General features: G+C 40.8%; 12 protein-coding genes. 4 read left to right on the top strand and 8 right to left on the bottom strand.

Annotated features, from left to right (window positions below; translation table 11 throughout):
• Positions 1-95: 95 nt before the first annotated feature.
• From OQX61_RS17645 to OQX61_RS17620, 6 genes are all read right to left on the bottom strand, one after another.
• Positions 96-923 carry a LamG domain-containing protein gene (locus tag OQX61_RS17645; protein WP_265843122.1) on the bottom strand — a complete coding sequence of 276 codons (828 nt, stop codon included), beginning with the start codon at positions 921-923 and terminating at the stop codon, positions 96-98.
• Between the two features lie 19 nt (positions 924-942).
• Positions 943-2,430: a RagB/SusD family nutrient uptake outer membrane protein gene (locus OQX61_RS17640; protein WP_265843121.1), complete on the bottom strand. Its 1,488-nt coding sequence runs from the start codon at positions 2,428-2,430 to the stop codon at positions 943-945.
• Between the two features lie 11 nt (positions 2,431-2,441).
• A complete protein-coding gene (locus tag OQX61_RS17635) occupies positions 2,442-5,474 on the bottom strand; it encodes a TonB-dependent receptor (RefSeq protein WP_265843120.1) in 3,033 nt (1,010 codons plus the stop codon).
• Between the two features lie 250 nt (positions 5,475-5,724).
• Positions 5,725-8,448: a triple tyrosine motif-containing protein gene (locus tag OQX61_RS17630; protein ID WP_265843119.1), complete on the bottom strand. Its 2,724-nt coding sequence runs from the start codon at positions 8,446-8,448 to the stop codon at positions 5,725-5,727.
• 193 nt (positions 8,449-8,641) lie between these two features.
• Positions 8,642-9,580, bottom strand: a complete 939-nt coding sequence (locus tag OQX61_RS17625; protein ID WP_265843118.1) for a rhodanese-related sulfurtransferase — start codon at positions 9,578-9,580, stop codon at positions 8,642-8,644.
• A gap of 73 nt (positions 9,581-9,653) precedes the next feature.
• Complete coding sequence (locus OQX61_RS17620; RefSeq protein ID WP_265843117.1) at positions 9,654-10,439, bottom strand: SDR family oxidoreductase; 786 nt, start codon at positions 10,437-10,439, stop codon at positions 9,654-9,656.
• Between the two features lie 148 nt (positions 10,440-10,587).
• Here OQX61_RS17620 and OQX61_RS17615 point away from each other — a divergent pair, with 148 nt between their 5' ends.
• Together OQX61_RS17615 and OQX61_RS17610 are read left to right on the top strand one after the other, a co-directional pair.
• On the top strand, positions 10,588-11,784 hold the full coding sequence (locus tag OQX61_RS17615; protein ID WP_265843116.1) for a C1 family peptidase: 1,197 nt from the start codon (positions 10,588-10,590) through the stop codon (positions 11,782-11,784).
• Positions 11,785-11,913: 129 nt separating this feature from the next.
• The gene (locus OQX61_RS17610; protein WP_265843115.1) at positions 11,914-12,903 is read left to right on the top strand and encodes a D-glycerate dehydrogenase; all 990 of its coding nucleotides are present in this window, start codon (positions 11,914-11,916) and stop codon (positions 12,901-12,903) included.
• Here OQX61_RS17610 and OQX61_RS17605 read toward each other — a convergent pair.
• Positions 12,898-13,584, bottom strand: a complete 687-nt coding sequence (locus tag OQX61_RS17605; RefSeq protein WP_265843114.1) for a S24 family peptidase — start codon at positions 13,582-13,584, stop codon at positions 12,898-12,900. The genes OQX61_RS17610 and OQX61_RS17605 overlap by 6 nt on opposite strands.
• Positions 13,585-13,708: 124 nt before the next feature.
• Between OQX61_RS17605 and OQX61_RS17600 the strand changes: the two genes are divergently transcribed.
• The gene (locus OQX61_RS17600) at positions 13,709-14,443 is read left to right on the top strand and encodes a hypothetical protein (protein WP_265843113.1); all 735 of its coding nucleotides are present in this window, start codon (positions 13,709-13,711) and stop codon (positions 14,441-14,443) included.
• A gap of 68 nt (positions 14,444-14,511) precedes the next feature.
• On the opposite strand, the gene OQX61_RS17595 is transcribed toward OQX61_RS17600, so the two are convergent.
• Positions 14,512-16,962 (bottom strand): DUF5686 and carboxypeptidase regulatory-like domain-containing protein, encoded by a 2,451-nt coding sequence (locus OQX61_RS17595; protein WP_265843112.1) that lies wholly within the window; start codon positions 16,960-16,962, stop codon positions 14,512-14,514.
• 141 nt (positions 16,963-17,103) lie between these two features.
• Here OQX61_RS17595 and kbl point away from each other — a divergent pair, with 141 nt between their 5' ends.
• Positions 17,104-18,291, top strand: a complete 1,188-nt coding sequence (kbl, locus tag OQX61_RS17590; protein WP_265843111.1) for a glycine C-acetyltransferase — start codon at positions 17,104-17,106, stop codon at positions 18,289-18,291.
• Positions 18,292-18,308 lie beyond the last annotated feature (17 nt).

Raw genomic sequence — 18,308 nt, 5'->3', positions numbered from 1 at the left:
TGTTGAAGCACAATAATTGGGGATCGGCTAAATAGGGATAGCAATAAGCGTTGCAGAATTAAACCTGCAACGCTTCATAACGATCAGCTATTGGATTATTTTCCTTTACTTTCCAGTTTAGATATCGCACCGATTTCATCAGTGGTCAATGCTTTATTATAGATTCTGACTTCATCCAGCTTACCATTCAGATTAGCTGCCCATGATTCTTTGCCACCTGCACTGGTTAAACTTGGAGTAGTTTGAAACTGCAAGGTTCCAAAAACCATTTTTGTCGCATTCTGGAAAGTTAATGGCCCATTGTTAGGGACAGTCAGGGCCTTTAATTTCCCTCCATTGATGTAAATGTTGAAAGTGGAACTTACCTGATCATAACTCAAAGCCAGGTGCGTCCATTTTTTCCAGATGCCGGGAACCTTATAGTTTTCTGATGCGGTAAGCACGCCATTGTTGTTCACACGGAATTGAATAATACCATTGTCGGCATCACCATTGTTTTCCAGAAATATGGTTAAATTACCCCATCCGGCTGCGGAATTTGCAATGTCAATCAGGCCTGTTGCACCGGTATTCAAGTCCGAGTTGAACCATAAGGTCGTCGTGAAACTTTTTAGTTTCTGCACTTCTGCCGGCGTGTCGGAGATCACATATCCGGTAGGAGATCCTTGTAAGGCGTTACCTTTGGTTCCTGCCGAAAAAGAGGTGTTGGTGGCTACACCATTAACTTTTGAAACGCTGTCAATTAAGCTGTTATCGAAAGCCCAGTGTGCAACCAGGTTAGCTGAGGCCACTTCTTTGGTGCTGCTATAGCCACCAATGTTTAGTGCCGGCGCATAGCTCGAAGGATCGAATTTCTTTGTACAGGAGCTAACCGCAAGAGATAGGGTTGCCGCTGTTAGTATATAGAATAATCTTGTTTTCATTTCTTTTCGTTAAATGAGATTAATAACCTGGGTTTTGTGTAAGGACACCTACGCTTAGCTCAATCTGAGTATTTGGAATTGGCCATACTTCATTTTTATTTGCTTTCCAGCCTTTAGGTCCAAATACTGCTGCGGCGCGTCCCTGACGAATCACATCGAAATAACGATCTGACTCCATGGCCAGTTCAACACGTCTTTCATGATAAATGGCTGCGCGTAGTGCAGTCTGGTCTGTAGTGGTTACTTTAGGAAGAATTGCTGGATTTCCCTGTCTTGCTCTTAGTCTCACCTGTTCCAAAGAGGCAATGGCCTGACCAGAATTATTCAATTCATTTGCAGCCTCAGCATTCATCAGCAATACATCTGAGTAACGTATCACCCGTACATTTTGCTGCCCCCCTCTTGGGTTATCATTGTCATAAGCCGTAGCAAAAGGAACATACGGTTTATGGTTGTATCTTACCGGATCTCCGGGAGCAGAAGTGATTAAATCGCCTTGTGGAGTGGAAGTGCCTACGAACAGAATAGTACCTTCTCTACGCGGATCTCCGGTTTCAAAAGCGTTTGCGAGGTCTAGTGATGGTGTATTAAACCCCCAATAACCGGCTTGGGATCTTACGCCCTGTACCTGTGCATACTGACTGTTACTCGCGTCTTTTGTACCAGGATTATATTCGCATTGAATCTCAAATATCGATTCTGAACTGTTTTCATGATTTAAACGGAACACAGATTCATAATCTGGCAGCAGGCTATAACCTTGCGTCATTACGGTATTGGTTAAGCTGAGTACCTGCGCCCATTTCTTTTGATACATGGCTACTTTGGCATGCAGGGCTAATGCAGCGCCTTGAGTTGCACGACCACGATCAGCAGCTGGATAGCTTACCGGCAGTACCGCTGCGGCTTCATCAAGGTCTTTTTCTATAGCGGCATAAACTTCTTCTCTCGAACTTCTTGGCATGTTAAACTGTGCCGGGGTTTTAGGAATGGTCAGGTGTAACCTTACACCACCAAAAGCCCTCACTAGTCTGAAATAAGAATAAGCCCTTACAAATTTAGCTTCCGCAAGGAGGCGGCTCTTTAAGTTAGGATCCATTTCTATGCCCGGGATATTATCCAATACCTGATTACAAAGATTGATATTCTGGTATTGGCCTTCCCAAAATCCAAGTACCTGTCCATCTGTAGAGGTGACCGTGAAGTTTTCAAAGTCGTTCAGATAACTGGCGTCATTTGTCGAACTTCCTTTATCGGCCTCATCAGAAGCAATGCTTTCTACGGCAAGTGAAGGAAAGGCTACATTTGCCCAGCTGCGTAAATTTCCATAAATGGCATACACGCCGGCTTGTGCATCATCCTGAGTTTTCCAAAATGTTACTGCAGGTTGTTTGGCTTGAGGATCAACATCAAGGAAGCTTTTTGTACATGAAGTGCTGAGTAAGATCGTACCTGTGATGACTATTGCGCATGCTTTTCGCAGCGCGATATGGTTATATATTTTCATTTCCGGATCAATTAAAAAGTAACGTTTAGACCTAAATTATAAGTAGCATAGAGTGGGTATACATTGGCATCTATACCTGCACCTAGTGGTGAATAATTACCCACGGTTGGTTTCCCGATTTCCGGGCTAAATCCTCTGTATCCAAATAGATTTACCGGATTTTGAGCATTAGCAAATACCCTTACTTTTTGCATTTTCCACTTGCTCAGCAACGTACCAGGTAAAGTGTAGCCGATTTGTACATTTCTTAATCTGATATAATCTCCTTTTTCGACAAAGAAGGAGTTTGGCGCTGAATTTTTAGTGGTTCCTATATTTGCGGAAGGATAGGTGTTTGAAGTCCCTTCACCATGCCATCTGTTTTTAAAGAAGTCTTCAGTGAAATTCTCATTACCATACCTTACACCAAGGTTTGCATTATAGATACTGATTCCTGCAACTCCCTGGATGTCCAGAGAAAGGTCGAAGTTTTTATAAGCAAAACTAGTGTTTAATGCATAGTTGAATTTAGGGTTTGCATTTCCAAGTGTGATGCGGTCTTTTCCGTCTATGATACCATCGCCATTTTGATCTACATATCTGAAATCACCGGCTATGGCATCTTTTTGAGCAGAGGCTGAAACTTCTCCTGCATTTTGGAAGATACCATCCACTTTATAACCGAAGAATTCGCCAATTGGTCTTCCAAGAACGGTGCGTGTTGCAAGGGAGCCATTGGCTAATCCTTCACCACCAGAATAGATCGGATTTTCACCCGTTACTACTGAAGTTACTTTGTTTTGATTGTAACCGAAGTTTCCACTGATGGAATAGGTAAATCCGCCTTCAGTTTTATCTCTCCAGTTGGCGGTGAATTCAAATCCACGGTTTCTGAAGTTGGCCTGATTGCCAATTTCTTTCGCTTCTCCTAATCCCATATCTGCTGATACCGGAATTCCAAAGATGGCTTGTTGTGTCTCTTTGTTATAATAATCAGCTTCAATACTCAATCTATTGGCTAAAAACCCTGCTTCTAAGCCAATGTCAGTACCTGAACTGCGTTCCCAATTGATAAAGGCAGGAGTAATCTGGTCGATACTTTTACCGGTATAAGCGACACCATTGAAATAAGCGACATAACCACCTTTTTGAGAGATGGTAAGCGTAGTTGGATTTACAGGAACACCTGCATTTCCGACTTTACCCCAGCTTCCGCGAATTTTTAAATTACTGAAAATCTGCTGATCCTGCATGAAGGGCTCGTTACTGATCACCCAACCTGCACCGATAGAAGGGAAGTAACCCCATGGATTTCCATTCGCATAAAATTGTGAGGCACCATCCGCACGCATCGAAGCATTTAGCAGATAGCGATCTTTATAGGAATAGTTTACACGACCGAAGTAAGAGGCTGCGGTTTGTAAATTACCACCATCCGTTAGTGAACGTCCGGCTGCATTTCCTAAAGCCAGATAAAGGTCTCCTTCACTGGAGAATGGGACATTTAAGGCCTTACTATTGATGAAATATTGTTTGTTACGTTGTGCAGTCTGTCCTGCCAGTACCGTTAAATTATGGTCACCAAAGGTGTTTTTATAAGTCAGGGTGTTTTCAACGATCCAGTTTCTATCTTCTGTTCTGTCGATTCCCAACAGACTGGTCTCATTACGCTGTGCATTTGTTGCTTTATAAACCGGGCTATAACTTCTTACTTCAGCTTGGGAGAAATCACCACCAAAGCTGGTTCTGAAAGTTAAACTTTTTAGGATTTCGAGTTCCGCATAAAGATTTCCGGTGAATTTATAGTTTTTAGACCTTCTATTGAAGAAATCAATAGTAGCTTGAGGATTGGCACCTGCGCCACTACCCAGACCAAAATCATTAGGATCTCCATAAGTACGATCTGCATAATAAACAGGGACTACAGGTCCTGAAGTATACATCTGACGAAATATAACGTTGTCAATGTCTTTGGAGTTACTTGCGGTTGCAGAAACATTATAACCCACTTTTAAGGGTTTCAATACCTGAAATTCACTGGTTAATCTGGCAGTGTAGCGTTTATAGTTGTTGCTCTTTACTACGCCATCCTGATCGAGATAGCCCAGTGATAAGTTGTAAATGTTTTTTTCGCCACCACCACTGATGGATAGCTGGTGGTTATTTACCTGTGCATTTCTAAGTATTTGCCCATACCAGTCTGTTCCTTTTCCAAAAGCAGTAGGATCTTTGAATAGTGGGTCTTCATTTTTAGAAGCATAGATTTCATTAATAATCGTAGCATATTGAGTAGCATCTGCCATTTTCACAGGGTTGGTTACACTCTGCAAACCAAATGTTCCATTGTAACTCACGATAGCATCGCCTTTTTTACCCCTGTTGGTGGTTACTAAAACCACACCGTTGGCGGCTCTGATCCCGTAGATAGCTAAACTTGAGGCATCTTTCAGGATACTCATATTGAAAATATCTGATGGATTCAGAAAGTTGATATCATCGTACCAAACACCGTCTACTACGTATAGTACACCGGTGTTACCATATACTGTACCAGTACCACGGATTGTGATAAGTGGTGCAGCACCCGGAGCACCATTATTGGTGATCGAAACTCCGGCAACTTTTCCCTGTAATGCACTTACCGGATTTACAGAAGCTTGCTTGGAAATTTCTTCTCCTTTGATAGTGGCGACGGAACCCGTCACATCGATTTTTCGTTGTGTACCGTAACCAACTACCACCACCTGTTCTAGTTCCTGTGAGGAGGAAGTCATGGGTACATTAATTGTAGTTCTATTGTTTACCGGTACCTCTTGTGTGGTATAACCGATATAAGTGAATACCAATGTGGCAGTCGCCGGAGCGCTGATGGAATAGTTTCCATTGGCGTCTGTTTGTGTTCCTGTTGCTGCTCCTTTTACCTGTATACTTACAGCTGGAATAGTGGTTTTATCACCGCCGTCTGTCACCTTTCCTTTTATAATAATCTGCTGTGCAAAGGCAGAATAATTAAAAAGAAAACAGAGGAATGCTAAAACAGAAAATTTTGTAAAGATTCTTTTCATGCTCGTTTAGGTTATGTTTATTTGATAGGCTAAATCTCTGTGACTGTCGTGGTTAATGCAAGAAATTGACCTCTACATGAATACGTCAGTATTGATGTGTAGTGTTTTTAGGCTGTTTTCCATAGCGGTTTTTAGTCTAAAAATAGGCTTTGTGATATGGGAATAGGATTTATAGGTCTCCAGGTTACCTGATCAGTAAATGCAGGATTGTGGGGCAAAAAGACAGGGTGTGTGTAGTAATGATGTAGTGTTATAACTCCATTAAGAACTCTACAAGGTTCTTGTCATGAGGGATTACCAGCTTTTTACGGAGTCTGTATCTCCTGATTTCTACTCCCCTCAGAGAAATGTTAAGTAAGGATGCCATTTCTTTACTACTCATATTCATGTGTAAATAGGCACATAATTTCAAGTCATTCGGAACAAGGTCCGGATGATTTGCCTTTAATTTTTTAAAGAAGCTTTCATGGGCTTCATTGAAACTGCTCTCGAACAAATGCCAGTCGCGTTCGTCATTCATCCCCTCATCAATGACCTTCTGAATCTTCCTCAACTGGTCTTCCGAAAGTGGTTTCCCATTGCCATCTTTTAGTTTGGCAATCTCCTGACTCAGCTTCTGCAGCAGCTCATTTTTATAAACCAGACTCATCGCCGAGTTTGCCAGTTCCCTGTTTTTTCCAGCCAGTTCTACCTGTAGCTTTTCGGTTTGCAGCTTGATAATCTGGCGCTCATTCGCTTCTGTTTCCTTCTTTAAGAAGACCTCTTTTTCTGCCTGCATTTTCTTCGCAATGGCTTCCTGATCTCTTTTCAGTTTGAGCTCATAAAGACGTTTCGCCGCAATAAATAAGGCAATACCACAGAGTACATAAAAAGCGATAGCCCAGTTGCTGGCATAAAATGGTGGAAGTACCTGAAATTCAAAGGAGGTTTCCTGAGGAAGCACCTGGTCATTGATTTTAGCCCTCACCCTGAAAGTATAATTTCCTTTACTAAGGTTCGTGAAATCTTTCTGTGAAGCAGTACTCCATTCCGACCATTGTTTAGAATATCCCTCTAAAAAGTATTGAAACTTGATTTTAGCCTGTCTGTAATAGGGTAGGGCATAGGAAATGCGAATGTTATTTCTGGAATAAGGGATTTGCATTTTTGTATCCCTGTTCCCAATTTCACTCAACACCTGATAGGTATCAGTGATGTCTTCTATTTTTCTAATGAGTACCAGCGGTAGATCTTGTTTCTTAAGGTTTTCAGGACGGTTATTGCCATTATAGATTACAAAGCCATCATCAACGCTGATCAGGTAAATATTATCACTGATTTTGCTGATGTTTTCATAGTACTGCACCATTCTTCCATCCAGAATGTTGAACCTGTTGGAATCAATACTAAGCTGTCCCGTTTCCTGCAGGTGTGCCAGGGCCATTTTACCACGGTTAATAAACCAGTATTTTGATTTACCGGCACTAATGATTTTGTTAGCCGTAGAAAAGCCTTTTAGTGCTTTATTGAGTTCAGCATAGTTTTTAAAACGATTGCTGATGTCATCATAAACATAAAAGCCTTTATCTGAAGAAAAGACCAGGTTGTTTTCTATTTTGAAGATGTTGATGTTGTAATCGTCTGGTAAGCCGTTTTTCTCATTGTAGATTCTGGTGGAGATCACCCTGCTCAGGTCTGGACTCAGTGTGAGTTTATACAGTCCTTTATAGGCATGGCTTACCCAAATATCTCCTTTTGCATCTCTTTCCACATATCTTGAAGGCGCATCAAAGTTAGCCACCTTGTTGTGGTAGCGCCATATCCCCCGGGCATCCTTCTTATAAATGACGAGGCCATTATAGGTGCCTTGAATCAGACATTCTTGTCCGTCATCGAGCTTTTTTATAGTCCAGCCGCCGTTGGCACTGGATATTTTTTCCAGTTTATTCCCCCTGACATTAAAGGTCCCATTGTTATGTCCACAGATCAATTGCCCGTCAATTACTGTAAGTTCCCATACCTGTCCCTGTGAATGGGGAATCAGTTTGAAATCAAAAGAATTGAAGGTGTTTTTTCCGGATACCCATGGACTATAGAATAGCCCCTGATTGGTTCCTAAATAAATGGTATTGTTGTAGATCAGACTGGAATAAACAGTTCCAAACTGACCGGTTTTATCGAAATAAAAGTATAGCGGAGAGTTTAATTCTATGCGGTCTATCCCATTGTCGAGCCCGGCCCAGAGGTTTTGGTCCTGATCGGCATAAAGACTAAGTACGGTGTTGTTTTGCAGGCCGCTCGATTTGTTGATCTGCTGCACTATATTTCCCTGCTCATCAATGATGATTAAGCCGTTTAAGATAGTGCCATATGCATAATACTTATTTAAAACCTTTACCCCATTGTTGAGCTGAAAGGTTTTTAGAAAGTTATTGGCAGCTGTATTAAAGGGGATGAAGGTTTGACCATCGTATAGGAATAAGCCATCCTTACTGGTGCCAATGAGCAGTTTGTTGTCCCGATAAGGCAAAATAGACAATACATCGGTTGAATTGGTCGGGTTACTGCCTTTTAATGGGATCAGTTGTTCGCCCTGCAATTCAAACAGCCCACTGCTCAATACTTCCACAAAGAACCGTTTTCCCACCTGGTGGAGGAAGAGAAAGGGTTTGCTGCTGTTAATAGCTGTAATCTTATGATTCTCGTAGATGTAAATGGTAGAAAAAGACTGAAAAATCACCTTTTTCCCGTCGGAACAGATTTTCCAGATTTCGTCCTTTACCAGGTTAGTCTTTGGAACTAATTTCGTTAAGGAGGTATAGGTTAATTTGTCGTTTTTATAAGACCAGTAGCCAAGTTCTCCAAAACCGCCGGTATAGATGATTCCGGAGGGAGCAGCGAGCACAGACCTTACAATCTGCCGGTTTGGTAACTTGTATTGTTGCCAGTATTTACCGTCATAAGTAAGCAAACCCTGTGCATTTCCAAAATACATAATGCCGTTTTTACCTTTACTGACTGACCAGTTTTGATTGCCTGACAAGTAAAGTGACTTTGGGTAATTTTGGACATATGGGACCCCGATACTTTTAATATCGTCTGCTTTAACAGCAAGGGAAATAAACGCAAATAAAAAATATAATATGAGGTATCTCCCTTGGCTGCTCTTCATGAATGCCTGATAATAGCTATTTAGAAGCAGTATTTACTGGCTGAGGTACTTTAACGTAATATCCTGTTCCATCGTAAGGACGTTTTCTTGGATGTGTAGTACAAGGAACAGAACAACAGCCCTGAAGTTCTTCTCCACAGGCATCACATTGTGTGATGTGCTCATTACATTCCGGATTTGCACAGTTGATCATCTTTGGAGTCACAATGCCACAAGAGTAACAAGTAGAAACAATACTCGGGTTTACCGAATTCACATCTACAGCAATCCTGTTGTCAAAAACATAACATTTACCGTCAAAATCTTCTCCTCCGGCTTCTTTACCATATTTGATGATTCCGCCATGAAGCTGATATACGTCGTTGAAACCATGGTGTAACAGAAGGGCAGATGCTTTTTCGCATTTGATACCTCCTGTGCAGTAGGTCAGCACTTTCTTGTCTTTGTATTTCGCCAGTTCATTGATCTGTTCCGGGAAATCCCTGAAATTTTCAATGTCTAAGGTAATGGCATTTTTAAATCTGCCTAAGTTATGCTCGTAGTTAGAACGTACATCAAGAATGATCACATCCTCTTCCTTAATCATCTTCTGAAATTCTACCGGCTCCAGGTGTTTACCTGTACGCTGATTAGGATTGATGATGTTCGGGTCTTTTAATCCGGAATGAACAATCTCGTCTTTATAACGACAGTGCATCTTTAGGAAGGAAGGCTCATCGACTTCGTCAATCTTAAATTCTGTTTTGGCAAAACGTTCATCCGCATGAATGGCCGCCATATAGGCTTCAACATCCGCTGTGGCTCCTGAAACAGTGCCGTTCAAGCCTTCATCAGCCACGATAATACGGCCAACAAGGTTTAAAGATTTACAAAAAATAAGGTGTGTGGCAGCAAATTGTTCTGCGTTTGCTATTGGACTATAGCAATAATAAAGTATGGTCTGGAATTTTTTCATATCATCATTGATACTGTTGCATACAGCGTTTAATGTGGGACAAAGTTAGTAAAGATAAATGAGATTGGAAAAGCTAAATCGCAGGGGTTCTGCCTCCATCTACTCTAATACTTGTTCCGGTGACATAGGAAGCTGCAGGAGAAGCGAGGAAAGCAACCACATTAGCGACTTCTTCGGCACGTCCAAATCTAGCCATCGGAATACTCGAAATCATGCTTTTCTCTATCGTCGCAATATCTGTCTGCTGGTTTGCTGCGGTGCTTTCAATTAAACTCCCCAATCTGGCAGTATCAGTTAATCCAGGTAGGATGTTGTTGACGGTGATTTGATAGATGCCTACCTCATTGGATAAGGTTTTTGCCCAGGAAGCTACTGCCGCCCTAATGGTATTGGAAACGCCAAGATTTGGTAATGGTGTTTTTATGGAGGTGGAAGTGATATTAATGATCCTGCCATAGCCTAGTTTCTTCATTCCCGGCAGGACTGCAGTTGCCAGAAGGTGATTCGCAACAAGGTGTTGTTGAAATGCCGATTCAAAGTCCTCAGGGCTCGCTTTCGTGATCGGACCTGCTTTTGGCCCGCCAGTATTGTTGACCAGAATGGCAACCAGGTGTTGACTTGTTATTTTATGGATGGCATCAGACAGTTGTTGCTTTTCTGAAAAATCAGCAACAGCATAGCTATGCTCCTGATTTCCGTCTTGTGCCAGTTGTTCCAATGCCGCTTTAAGCCCCTCCTCATTTCTACCCATTAAGATGCAATTGGCACCTAACCCAGCTAAAACTTTTGCTGTAGCTAATCCAATACCCTGGGTACTGCCACAGATTAACGCGTGTTTTCCTTTTAATGAAATGTCCATGTGATGTTTTATAGCTAAACTTATATAAAAATTATGAGGTAACAATGTTTTTATGCTGTTGTTGGGTTATTGGAATATTGTTAAGTTTGCCTTCGTCATTATAAATCAGCGGGTGATTTGTGAGACGGATTAAATTTAAACACAAAAAATGACCAAAATTTCTATGAAACCAGTGCTATTGGCGGCGGGCCTTTTAATTAGCGCAGGTAGTGGATTTGCTCAGGACAACCTGGTAAATGCACTTAACAGCAACCACAGTAAAGACAGTAAAAATAGCTTCACTTTTACTGAGGTAATCAATGCAGAAACAACTGATGTAAAAAATCAAAAGTCTTCAGGAACTTGCTGGAGCTATAGTACCAACTCATTCTTAGAATCGGAAATGATTCGCGCAGGTAAAAAACCAGTAGATCTTGCTGATATCTTTACTGCCCGTAATGCTTATATTGAAAAAGGAATCAACTATGTACGTATGCACGGTGCCTTAACTTTAGGTGATGGTGGTGCATGTCATGATGTAATCAATATGTTCGCTTTATATGGCGCGTTGCCACAAGAAGTCTATAACGGAAGAAACTACGGAACTCCGGAGAATAAATCTGACGACATGAACAAGCTGACTAAAACTATTCTTGAAAATGCAGTAAATGCACCATCAGGAAAGTTTGATGCTTCATGGAAAAGCAAATATATCGCTACTATCGATTCATGTTTAGGTGCAGTTCCTGAGAAATTCACCTTCGAAGGAAAAGAATACACGCCAAAAACTTTCGCTAAAGAAGTAGTAGGAATCAATCCTGCTGACTATGTGGAACTTTCTTCTTTCACTTCAGCACCTTACTATACTAAAGCAGTATTAATGGTACCAGATAACTGGTCTTACGATCAGGTTTACAATGTACAAATGGACGACATCACTAAGGTGATCGACAATGCATTGAAAAAAGGTTATACTGTGGCCTGGGCTACAGACGTTAGTGAAAAAGGCTTTAGCTGGAAAAATGGTGTTGCCTTTGTTCCGGAAAAAGATTTCGAAAACATGACCAAAGAAGAGCAGACTACCATGTTCAATGGTCCTAAACCAGAAAAAGAAATCACTGTAGAGATGCGTCAGGAAGCTTTTGATAACTACAAAACTACTGATGATCACGGTATGCAGATTACTGGTATCGCGAAAGATCAAAACGGTAAAGAATATTACATCGTGAAAAACTCATGGGGTGTAACTAACGACTACAAAGGTTACTTATACGTAAGCAAGAACTTTGTGAAATTCAAAACCACAGCTTTTCTGTTAAACAAAAAAGGTCTTCCTTCGGATATTCGTAAGAAACTTAGTCTTTAATCAGATAAAGACAGATCAGAAAGGCGGTTCCAGTTTTGGACCGCCTTTTTTATTTCCAGAGCATTTGCCCTTTATTTCCAGAACATTTGGCGGGAAATGGTTGTTGATTTTATATAGAAAATGATATTTATGAAGGTATTTATAACACGGGTAATCCCGGAAGAAGGTAGGAGATTATTAGAGGAAGCAGGGATTGAAATCCAGGAGTGGAAAGAAAAAAGGGCGCTGACGCAGGAAGAGCTGATTTTTAATTGTTCCCAAAGTGACGCCCTTTTAAGTGTAGGTACCAGATTGGATGCCGGGTTCCTGAAGGCTTCCTCGCATTTAAAAGTAATTGCTTTACACTCTGTAGGCTTCGATCATGTCGATATAGAAGCAGCTACTGCCCTAAATATTCCTATTGGAAATACGCCGGGTGTATTAAGCAATGCAACAGCAGATACCGCTTTCTTACTGATGCTGGCCACTTCCAGAAAGGCCTTTTACCTACATAAAAGTATTGAAAAAGGAGAATGGGGATTTTTTGACCCCACCGCTAATTTAGGAATTGAGCTCAGAGGAAAGACCCTCGGTGTTTTTGGATTGGGGAAAATAGGATTGGAAATGGCCAGATGTTGTAAAGCAGCATTCGGTATGAAAGTAATTTACCACAATAGAACCAGAAGTGAAGCTGCGGAACAAGAGTTAGATGCCAAATGGCTGCCTTTTGAAGAATTACTGCAACAAAGCGACGTGGTAACTGTGCACACCGCCTTGACTCCCGAAACGGAAGGAAAGTTTGATCAGACTGCATTTAACCTGATGAAGCCTTCCGCAATTTTTATCAATACCGCTAGAGGTGCCATTCATCAGGAAGATGATTTGTTAAAGGCACTAGAAGAAGGAACGATCTGGGGCGCAGGATTGGACGTAACCAACCCTGAACCTATGAGACCAGACCATCCGCTCTTACAGATGCCTAATGTTGCTGTGCTTCCACATATCGGATCTGCTACTCAGGAAACCCGCGCGGCCATGTCTGTGCTGGCAGCGAGAAATGTGATCGCAGGTCTGAAGGGAGAAGAGATTCCATTTCCGGTAAATCCGGAAGTATACATCGGTGAATCCAGAAGCCTATAAATGATTTCTGGTCACCTTGCCCTTGACCAAAAATATCCGCTTAATGGATTTCCTTTCCAAAACAGTATCTCCGATATAGTCCGGATTTAACGAACGTAAAAGGATTCGTTCCGGATCCGCATGTTGAAAAAGTGTCTTTACTGTGGTGATGTTGTTGGAAACATCATCGGTGATCACCAGATATGCTTCGCCCCATTGGATGATCTCCCTGTTTTTTATCTCTTTGATAATAATGATTTCCCCATTTGTAAATTTGGGGTACATACTATCTCCATAAACAGGGAGATAAGCATCACAATCATTAAAAGGACGGTAATTAACATAGTATTCCGGTGGCTCCTGAAATACATTCAATTCTCCTACGGTGAGCTCGGTAAGGTTTACATTGAAATAAGGTACACCTTCTTCCAATTGTGGTAAATGCTCATCGGAATCTGATCCCTTGATAAACATTTCACCCATACCGGTATTCAGGAACCTTGGGTTGATTTTGTGGAAATCAATGATGTCTTTCGACAGCCTCTTTCCGATTTTTCTTCTTCCGCTTTCTATAGAAGAGCAATTTCCAATGTGTTTCGTAATCGGGAGATAGAATTCCAACAAGGTCATTTGTTTCGCTAAACGTATTTCCCTGAGCCTGGCGCCGGTTTGGTCGCTCTCTGTGTAAATGTTTTTCCTCATAGCTTTAATTATTATGCAAATTAGTTTGTCTTTTGATTAATTATACGTAGAATTGTGTTAATTATTTAGCTAATATAATATTTTAAAGTTTATCAGTTGCACTATAAATTAATTTAAATGTATTATGAGGAGAAGATATGATATGATGGGGATACCCGGATTCAGGTATTTGCAGGATGATGAGTTAGAAAACCCGCTTCTGGTTGCGGAAGAGTTCTTTGATGCCATAGATCTGGAATTGTTCCGGCAAGAGCTCCGGATGTTTTTTGCCCTTGCCTTTAATAATGAGACCTATAAAAATGATAAAACACATGAAACGGCCAGGCAAATTGGGGTCCATCAGCAATTAACGAGGTTCCTTGAAATGGCCTGGCTGATCCTGAAAAATGATAATATTGATTTGCTGATTAAAGCAGGAGATCCACTTTTTCAAACAGACGGCATGTGGAGAAGGGGAGGCTTTATTGAAGTCGATAAAAGAATGAAAAACGATAAAATGAAATACTGCCGGGTATTAGCCGATGAGGAGGTCAATAATGTCAGGTTGGTATTTGAACGGCTATTCGGATATCAATCCCTGGCGGCATGGCAGGATGAACTGGATATGGTTTTGTTTTATAGCCTTAGTAGTACGCCAATGGCTGATGAATGTGAAAATGGCCACGTGTCTTTTCCAATGCATGAGCACCTGGAGAAACTGCTGGAATGTGTTCATGTGATTCATGAACTCCGGATAGTAGGGGATGAAGGCTGGAAAGTACTTCCTGTAGATGTTACTTTTAAGAATAAGGATTACCGGTACTTTCCACCTGAACTGATTATGAGCATCGTTCATCAGCATGAGTTGATACCGGTTTGACAGATAGAACAAGCCTGCCAGGACTAAAGATTTTGCTTAGCACAGGCAGGCTTGTTTATAAGGATGTTTTAAAATCCATAGGAGAATCTGAATCCATGATTGATTCTTTTATTCCCGTCATAAGCAAAACCATAGGTGGCTCTAAAGATCAGGCGTTGAACTCCGAAATAAAACTCTGTATAGTTTCGTTTTAATGGTTGGCTCAGGTAACTCACCCCAACTAGTTCTTCCAGTTTTAACTTGCGAAGAATTGGTATTTTACTGCTAAATCTACCCGAGAAGTTGTGTTCAAAATGTGCTTCGAAGTATTCGCGGTCAGTACTGAACAGGTAGAAATCAAGGAACAGGAACTTTCTCATATTCGGTAGGCCAAACAAAGAGTTATTACCTCTGAAATGCTTGAATTCCGGATAATAAATCTGACTATTATTTAAGAATTTTCCGGCACCAATCACAATGGAAGTATAACCCCATAATCCGGCGCTAATCCTATCCTGATAAAGCTCGGCAGAGATCAGGTCGTAATCAACATCACTGCTCATCACACCCTTGATTCCTTTTTTATAGGATAAACTGATGCTTGGGTATTTCGAGGGCAGGTAAATTTTCTGATCCGGCATGGTCATGTAGTTTTGCCCGAAAGTATATTTCAGGGAAGCATCTACACTGAACGATTCATAAGTAGGGAATAGTGGCGTTTCCGTGTCCGGAGTAAATGGATTATTGGAAGTGAATGTCTCTCCTTTTAGATCCTTAATTTTATAATCAGTGGTGTTTACCAGATTGTGGTTTTTGGAGTAATTCACTTTTATGGTACCCATTAAGCCATTCGCCAATTCCCGGCTGGTTCCTATGTTCGCAAATTCCTTTTTATAAAATTTCGAGAAGTTGGTCTCAAAGAGTAGGGAGTTAACCGAGTTTCCTAATAAACTCATCGTACCCAGATTGTTCAGGTCGAAGATGCCGGATCCTGCGCTGGCAGTAATGCTGCCACGTTTAACGGCATCATAATAATAAGTTCCACTTAATGAAGCTGTCAATTCCTTGTTGGATAAACCATAGCGTACTTCTGGTCTGATCTGGTAAAACTCACCGTATTCCAGACGTTTCGTATAGGTGATGCCATACCTTATTCCAAAGCCTTCTACCGTATTGTAAAATAAAGCCGGCAAGATCGGGTCAAACCTTAAACTCTTTTTATCATAGCGGTTGTTTAAGGTATAACCACTAATTAGTAGTTTGAAGGGACCAGGCTTGTTGTTCGCTCTTTCTACAGAATCAAGGTAACGTTTGGATAGTTTTAGCGCTGCAATGCTATCTTTCCGAATGTAATCGCGACTTTCCTCAGCGGTAAGTGGTATCGGTCTGTTGTTTAACCAGAAGAGAGAGTCTTTCTTATTAACCGCTTTCGTAACCTTTAAAATCTCCCCGTTAAAATAGTTCTTTGGAAACTTAGGGTGAATGTCATAATTGCTATAAACACCCGCGTAATAACCTTCGAATTTAAAGCCCAACACATCTCCGTTAAACTGGAAGTTGATATTTGAAGGCATATAGGTGTTTTCTGCTTTCAGAAATTGCTGGGAGATTTTCAGGGTATCAATCAAATTGATGCCTGAGCTCTTAGTAAGGTATACATTTGCATTTACCAAATGCCAGGTATCGTCTATGATATAAATAATACCGCTAAAAACCGGATCATGGCTTCTTTTGGGAACCACTTCGATCTTATTGACGGTATGACCGTTTTCAGTAACCAGACCAAGAAGCTTATATTTATAAAAAGATAAGGCATTATCAGCAATTGGTGATACAAATCCGCGTGCACTCAGCGTGTTTTCTAAAAGAATGTTCTGGTAAAAGTTAATGATCAGATCTGAAGCTTTGTTAAAACTGAAGGCATTATTCCTACCCGCTACCTTAGAGGAAATCATCTCTTCGTGTATTTTATCCGGAAGTTCGAACGAAAATATAGAAGTGGATTCCGATAAATAAAGGATGCCCTTTCTGTTGGTGTCGAGATTTAATGTTTTCTGAATGTCTCTTCCGAAGAACTTTTTAGGCGCACCAACCAATTTTTGTACTCCTTTAATATAGACGTCTGCGGTATAGGCCGGGACTTCTGTCAGGTGTTGTTTTCTTTTTTTGATTGCCTGACGGATGATTTCATATGCAGGATCTTCTGCATTTCCGTCAATAGTTACGCCGGTTAAGGTATAGGATTCAGGTGTTAATACGGCATTTTCTACAGTTTCTTCCGCAATGGTGATGTTCTTTTCGACGGCTTTATAACCAATCGCTTTATAAACAATCACAAAAGTACCTTGATTTAAAGCAAGCGCATAAACACCATCCACATTGGCCGAAGTACCTTTCGTGGTGTTTTTAACATAAACAGACGCAAAAGGAACTACTTCTCCGTTTGTATCTTTAATATTTCCTTTTAATTTGAATTCCTGAGCAAATAGTGCGCTGGTTGCGACAAGTATCAGTAAAAGCGTGAGTTGGATTCTCTTCATAGATGGATTAAAGCCTAAATATCGGGTAAGTATTCTTAGTAAACAGCAAACTTTTGTTAAAGTTTGTTAATGGGTATTTAACAAGGTTGTTCGGGTAAGACGATATTTTCATAACTTTGGTTGCAACAAGCAAATAATAGTATGTATAAAACATTACAACCTGTTCTTCAACAAGAATTGGAGCAAATAGAAAAAGACGGTTTATTTAAACGTGAACGTGTGATTGTAACCCCACAGGGTGCGGATATCAAAATTAGTACTGGACAGGAAGTAATCAACTTCTGTGCAAACAACTATTTAGGTTTATCTTCTGATCCACGTGTAACGGAAGCGGCTAAACAAGCAATCGATAAATATGGTTATGGAATGTCCTCAGTTCGTTTTATCTGTGGCACCCAGGATGTACATAAAGAGTTAGAAGAGAAATTATCTAAATTCTTAGGTACTGAAGATACCATTTTATACGCTGCGGCTTTTGATGCAAATGGTGGTGTTTTTGAACCGCTTTTAAATGACCAGGATGCAATCATCTCTGATGAATTGAATCACGCTTCCATCATTGATGGTGTGCGTTTGTGTAAAGCAAAACGTTTCAGGTATAAAAATGCGGATATGGCTGATCTGGAGCAACAATTAATTGCTGCTAAAGATGCAAGACACCGTATCATCGTTACTGATGGTGCTTTTTCTATGGACGGTGTAATCGCTCCATTAGATAAAATCTGTGATTTAGCAGATAAATATGAAGCATTAGTAATGATTGATGAATCACACTGTACTGGTTTTATCGGTAAAACTGGTCGTGGAACACACGAGCATTTTAACGTAATGGACAGAGTTGACATCATCACAGGTACTTTAGGTAAAGCTCTTGGTGGTGCATCAGGTGGTTTTACTGCTGGTAAAAAAGAAATTATTGACATGTTACGTCAGCGTTCACGTCCATACCTATTCTCTAACACTTTGGCTCCGGCAATTGCAGGTGCTTCAGTGGCAGTATTAGATATGTTAAGCGAGACTACTGATTTAAGAGATAAATTAGAAAGCAACACGGTTTATTTCCGCAAAAAAATGACCGAAGCTGGTTTCGATATCAAAGAAGGTGTTCACCCGATTGTTCCGGTAATGCTTTATGATGCTAAACTAGCACAGGAGTTTGCTGCTAAAATGCTGGAAGAAGGTATTTATGTTGTTGGTTTCTACTACCCTGTAGTTGCACAAGGCAAAGCAAGAATCCGCGTACAGCTTTCTGCTGCTCATGAGCAACACCATTTAGATAAAGCTATTGCTGCATTTACCAAAGTAGGTAAAGCACTTGGTGTGATCTAAAACATAATAGCTGAGTC

Source organism: Pedobacter sp. PLR (assembly GCF_026239675.1).
Classification (GTDB): Bacteria; Bacteroidota; Bacteroidia; order Sphingobacteriales; family Sphingobacteriaceae; genus Pedobacter.
The sequence above is the reverse complement of the archived record's forward strand: the minus strand, read 5'-3'. Positions and strand labels throughout refer to the sequence as shown.

Excerpts from the sequence above, each read along its gene's own strand:
- OQX61_RS17645 (WP_265843122.1), bottom strand. The coding sequence starts at position 923 with ATGAAAACAAGATTATTCTATATACTAACAGCGGCAACCCTATCTCTT.
- OQX61_RS17640 (WP_265843121.1), bottom strand. The coding sequence starts at position 2,430 with ATGAAAATATATAACCATATCGCGCTGCGAAAAGCATGCGCAATAGTC.
- OQX61_RS17635 (WP_265843120.1), bottom strand. The coding sequence starts at position 5,474 with ATGAAAAGAATCTTTACAAAATTTTCTGTTTTAGCATTCCTCTGTTTT.
- OQX61_RS17630 (WP_265843119.1), bottom strand. The coding sequence starts at position 8,448 with ATGTATTTTGGAAATGCACAGGGTTTGCTTACTTATGACGGTAAATAC.
- OQX61_RS17625 (WP_265843118.1), bottom strand. The coding sequence starts at position 9,580 with ATGAAAAAATTCCAGACCATACTTTATTATTGCTATAGTCCAATAGCA.
- OQX61_RS17620 (WP_265843117.1), bottom strand. The coding sequence starts at position 10,439 with ATGGACATTTCATTAAAAGGAAAACACGCGTTAATCTGTGGCAGTACC.
- OQX61_RS17615 (WP_265843116.1), top strand. The coding sequence starts at position 10,588 with ATGACCAAAATTTCTATGAAACCAGTGCTATTGGCGGCGGGCCTTTTA.
- OQX61_RS17610 (WP_265843115.1), top strand. The coding sequence starts at position 11,914 with ATGAAGGTATTTATAACACGGGTAATCCCGGAAGAAGGTAGGAGATTA.
- OQX61_RS17605 (WP_265843114.1), bottom strand. The coding sequence starts at position 13,584 with ATGAGGAAAAACATTTACACAGAGAGCGACCAAACCGGCGCCAGGCTC.
- OQX61_RS17600 (WP_265843113.1), top strand. The coding sequence starts at position 13,709 with ATGAGGAGAAGATATGATATGATGGGGATACCCGGATTCAGGTATTTG.
- OQX61_RS17595 (WP_265843112.1), bottom strand. The coding sequence starts at position 16,962 with ATGAAGAGAATCCAACTCACGCTTTTACTGATACTTGTCGCAACCAGC.
- kbl (WP_265843111.1), top strand. The coding sequence starts at position 17,104 with ATGTATAAAACATTACAACCTGTTCTTCAACAAGAATTGGAGCAAATA.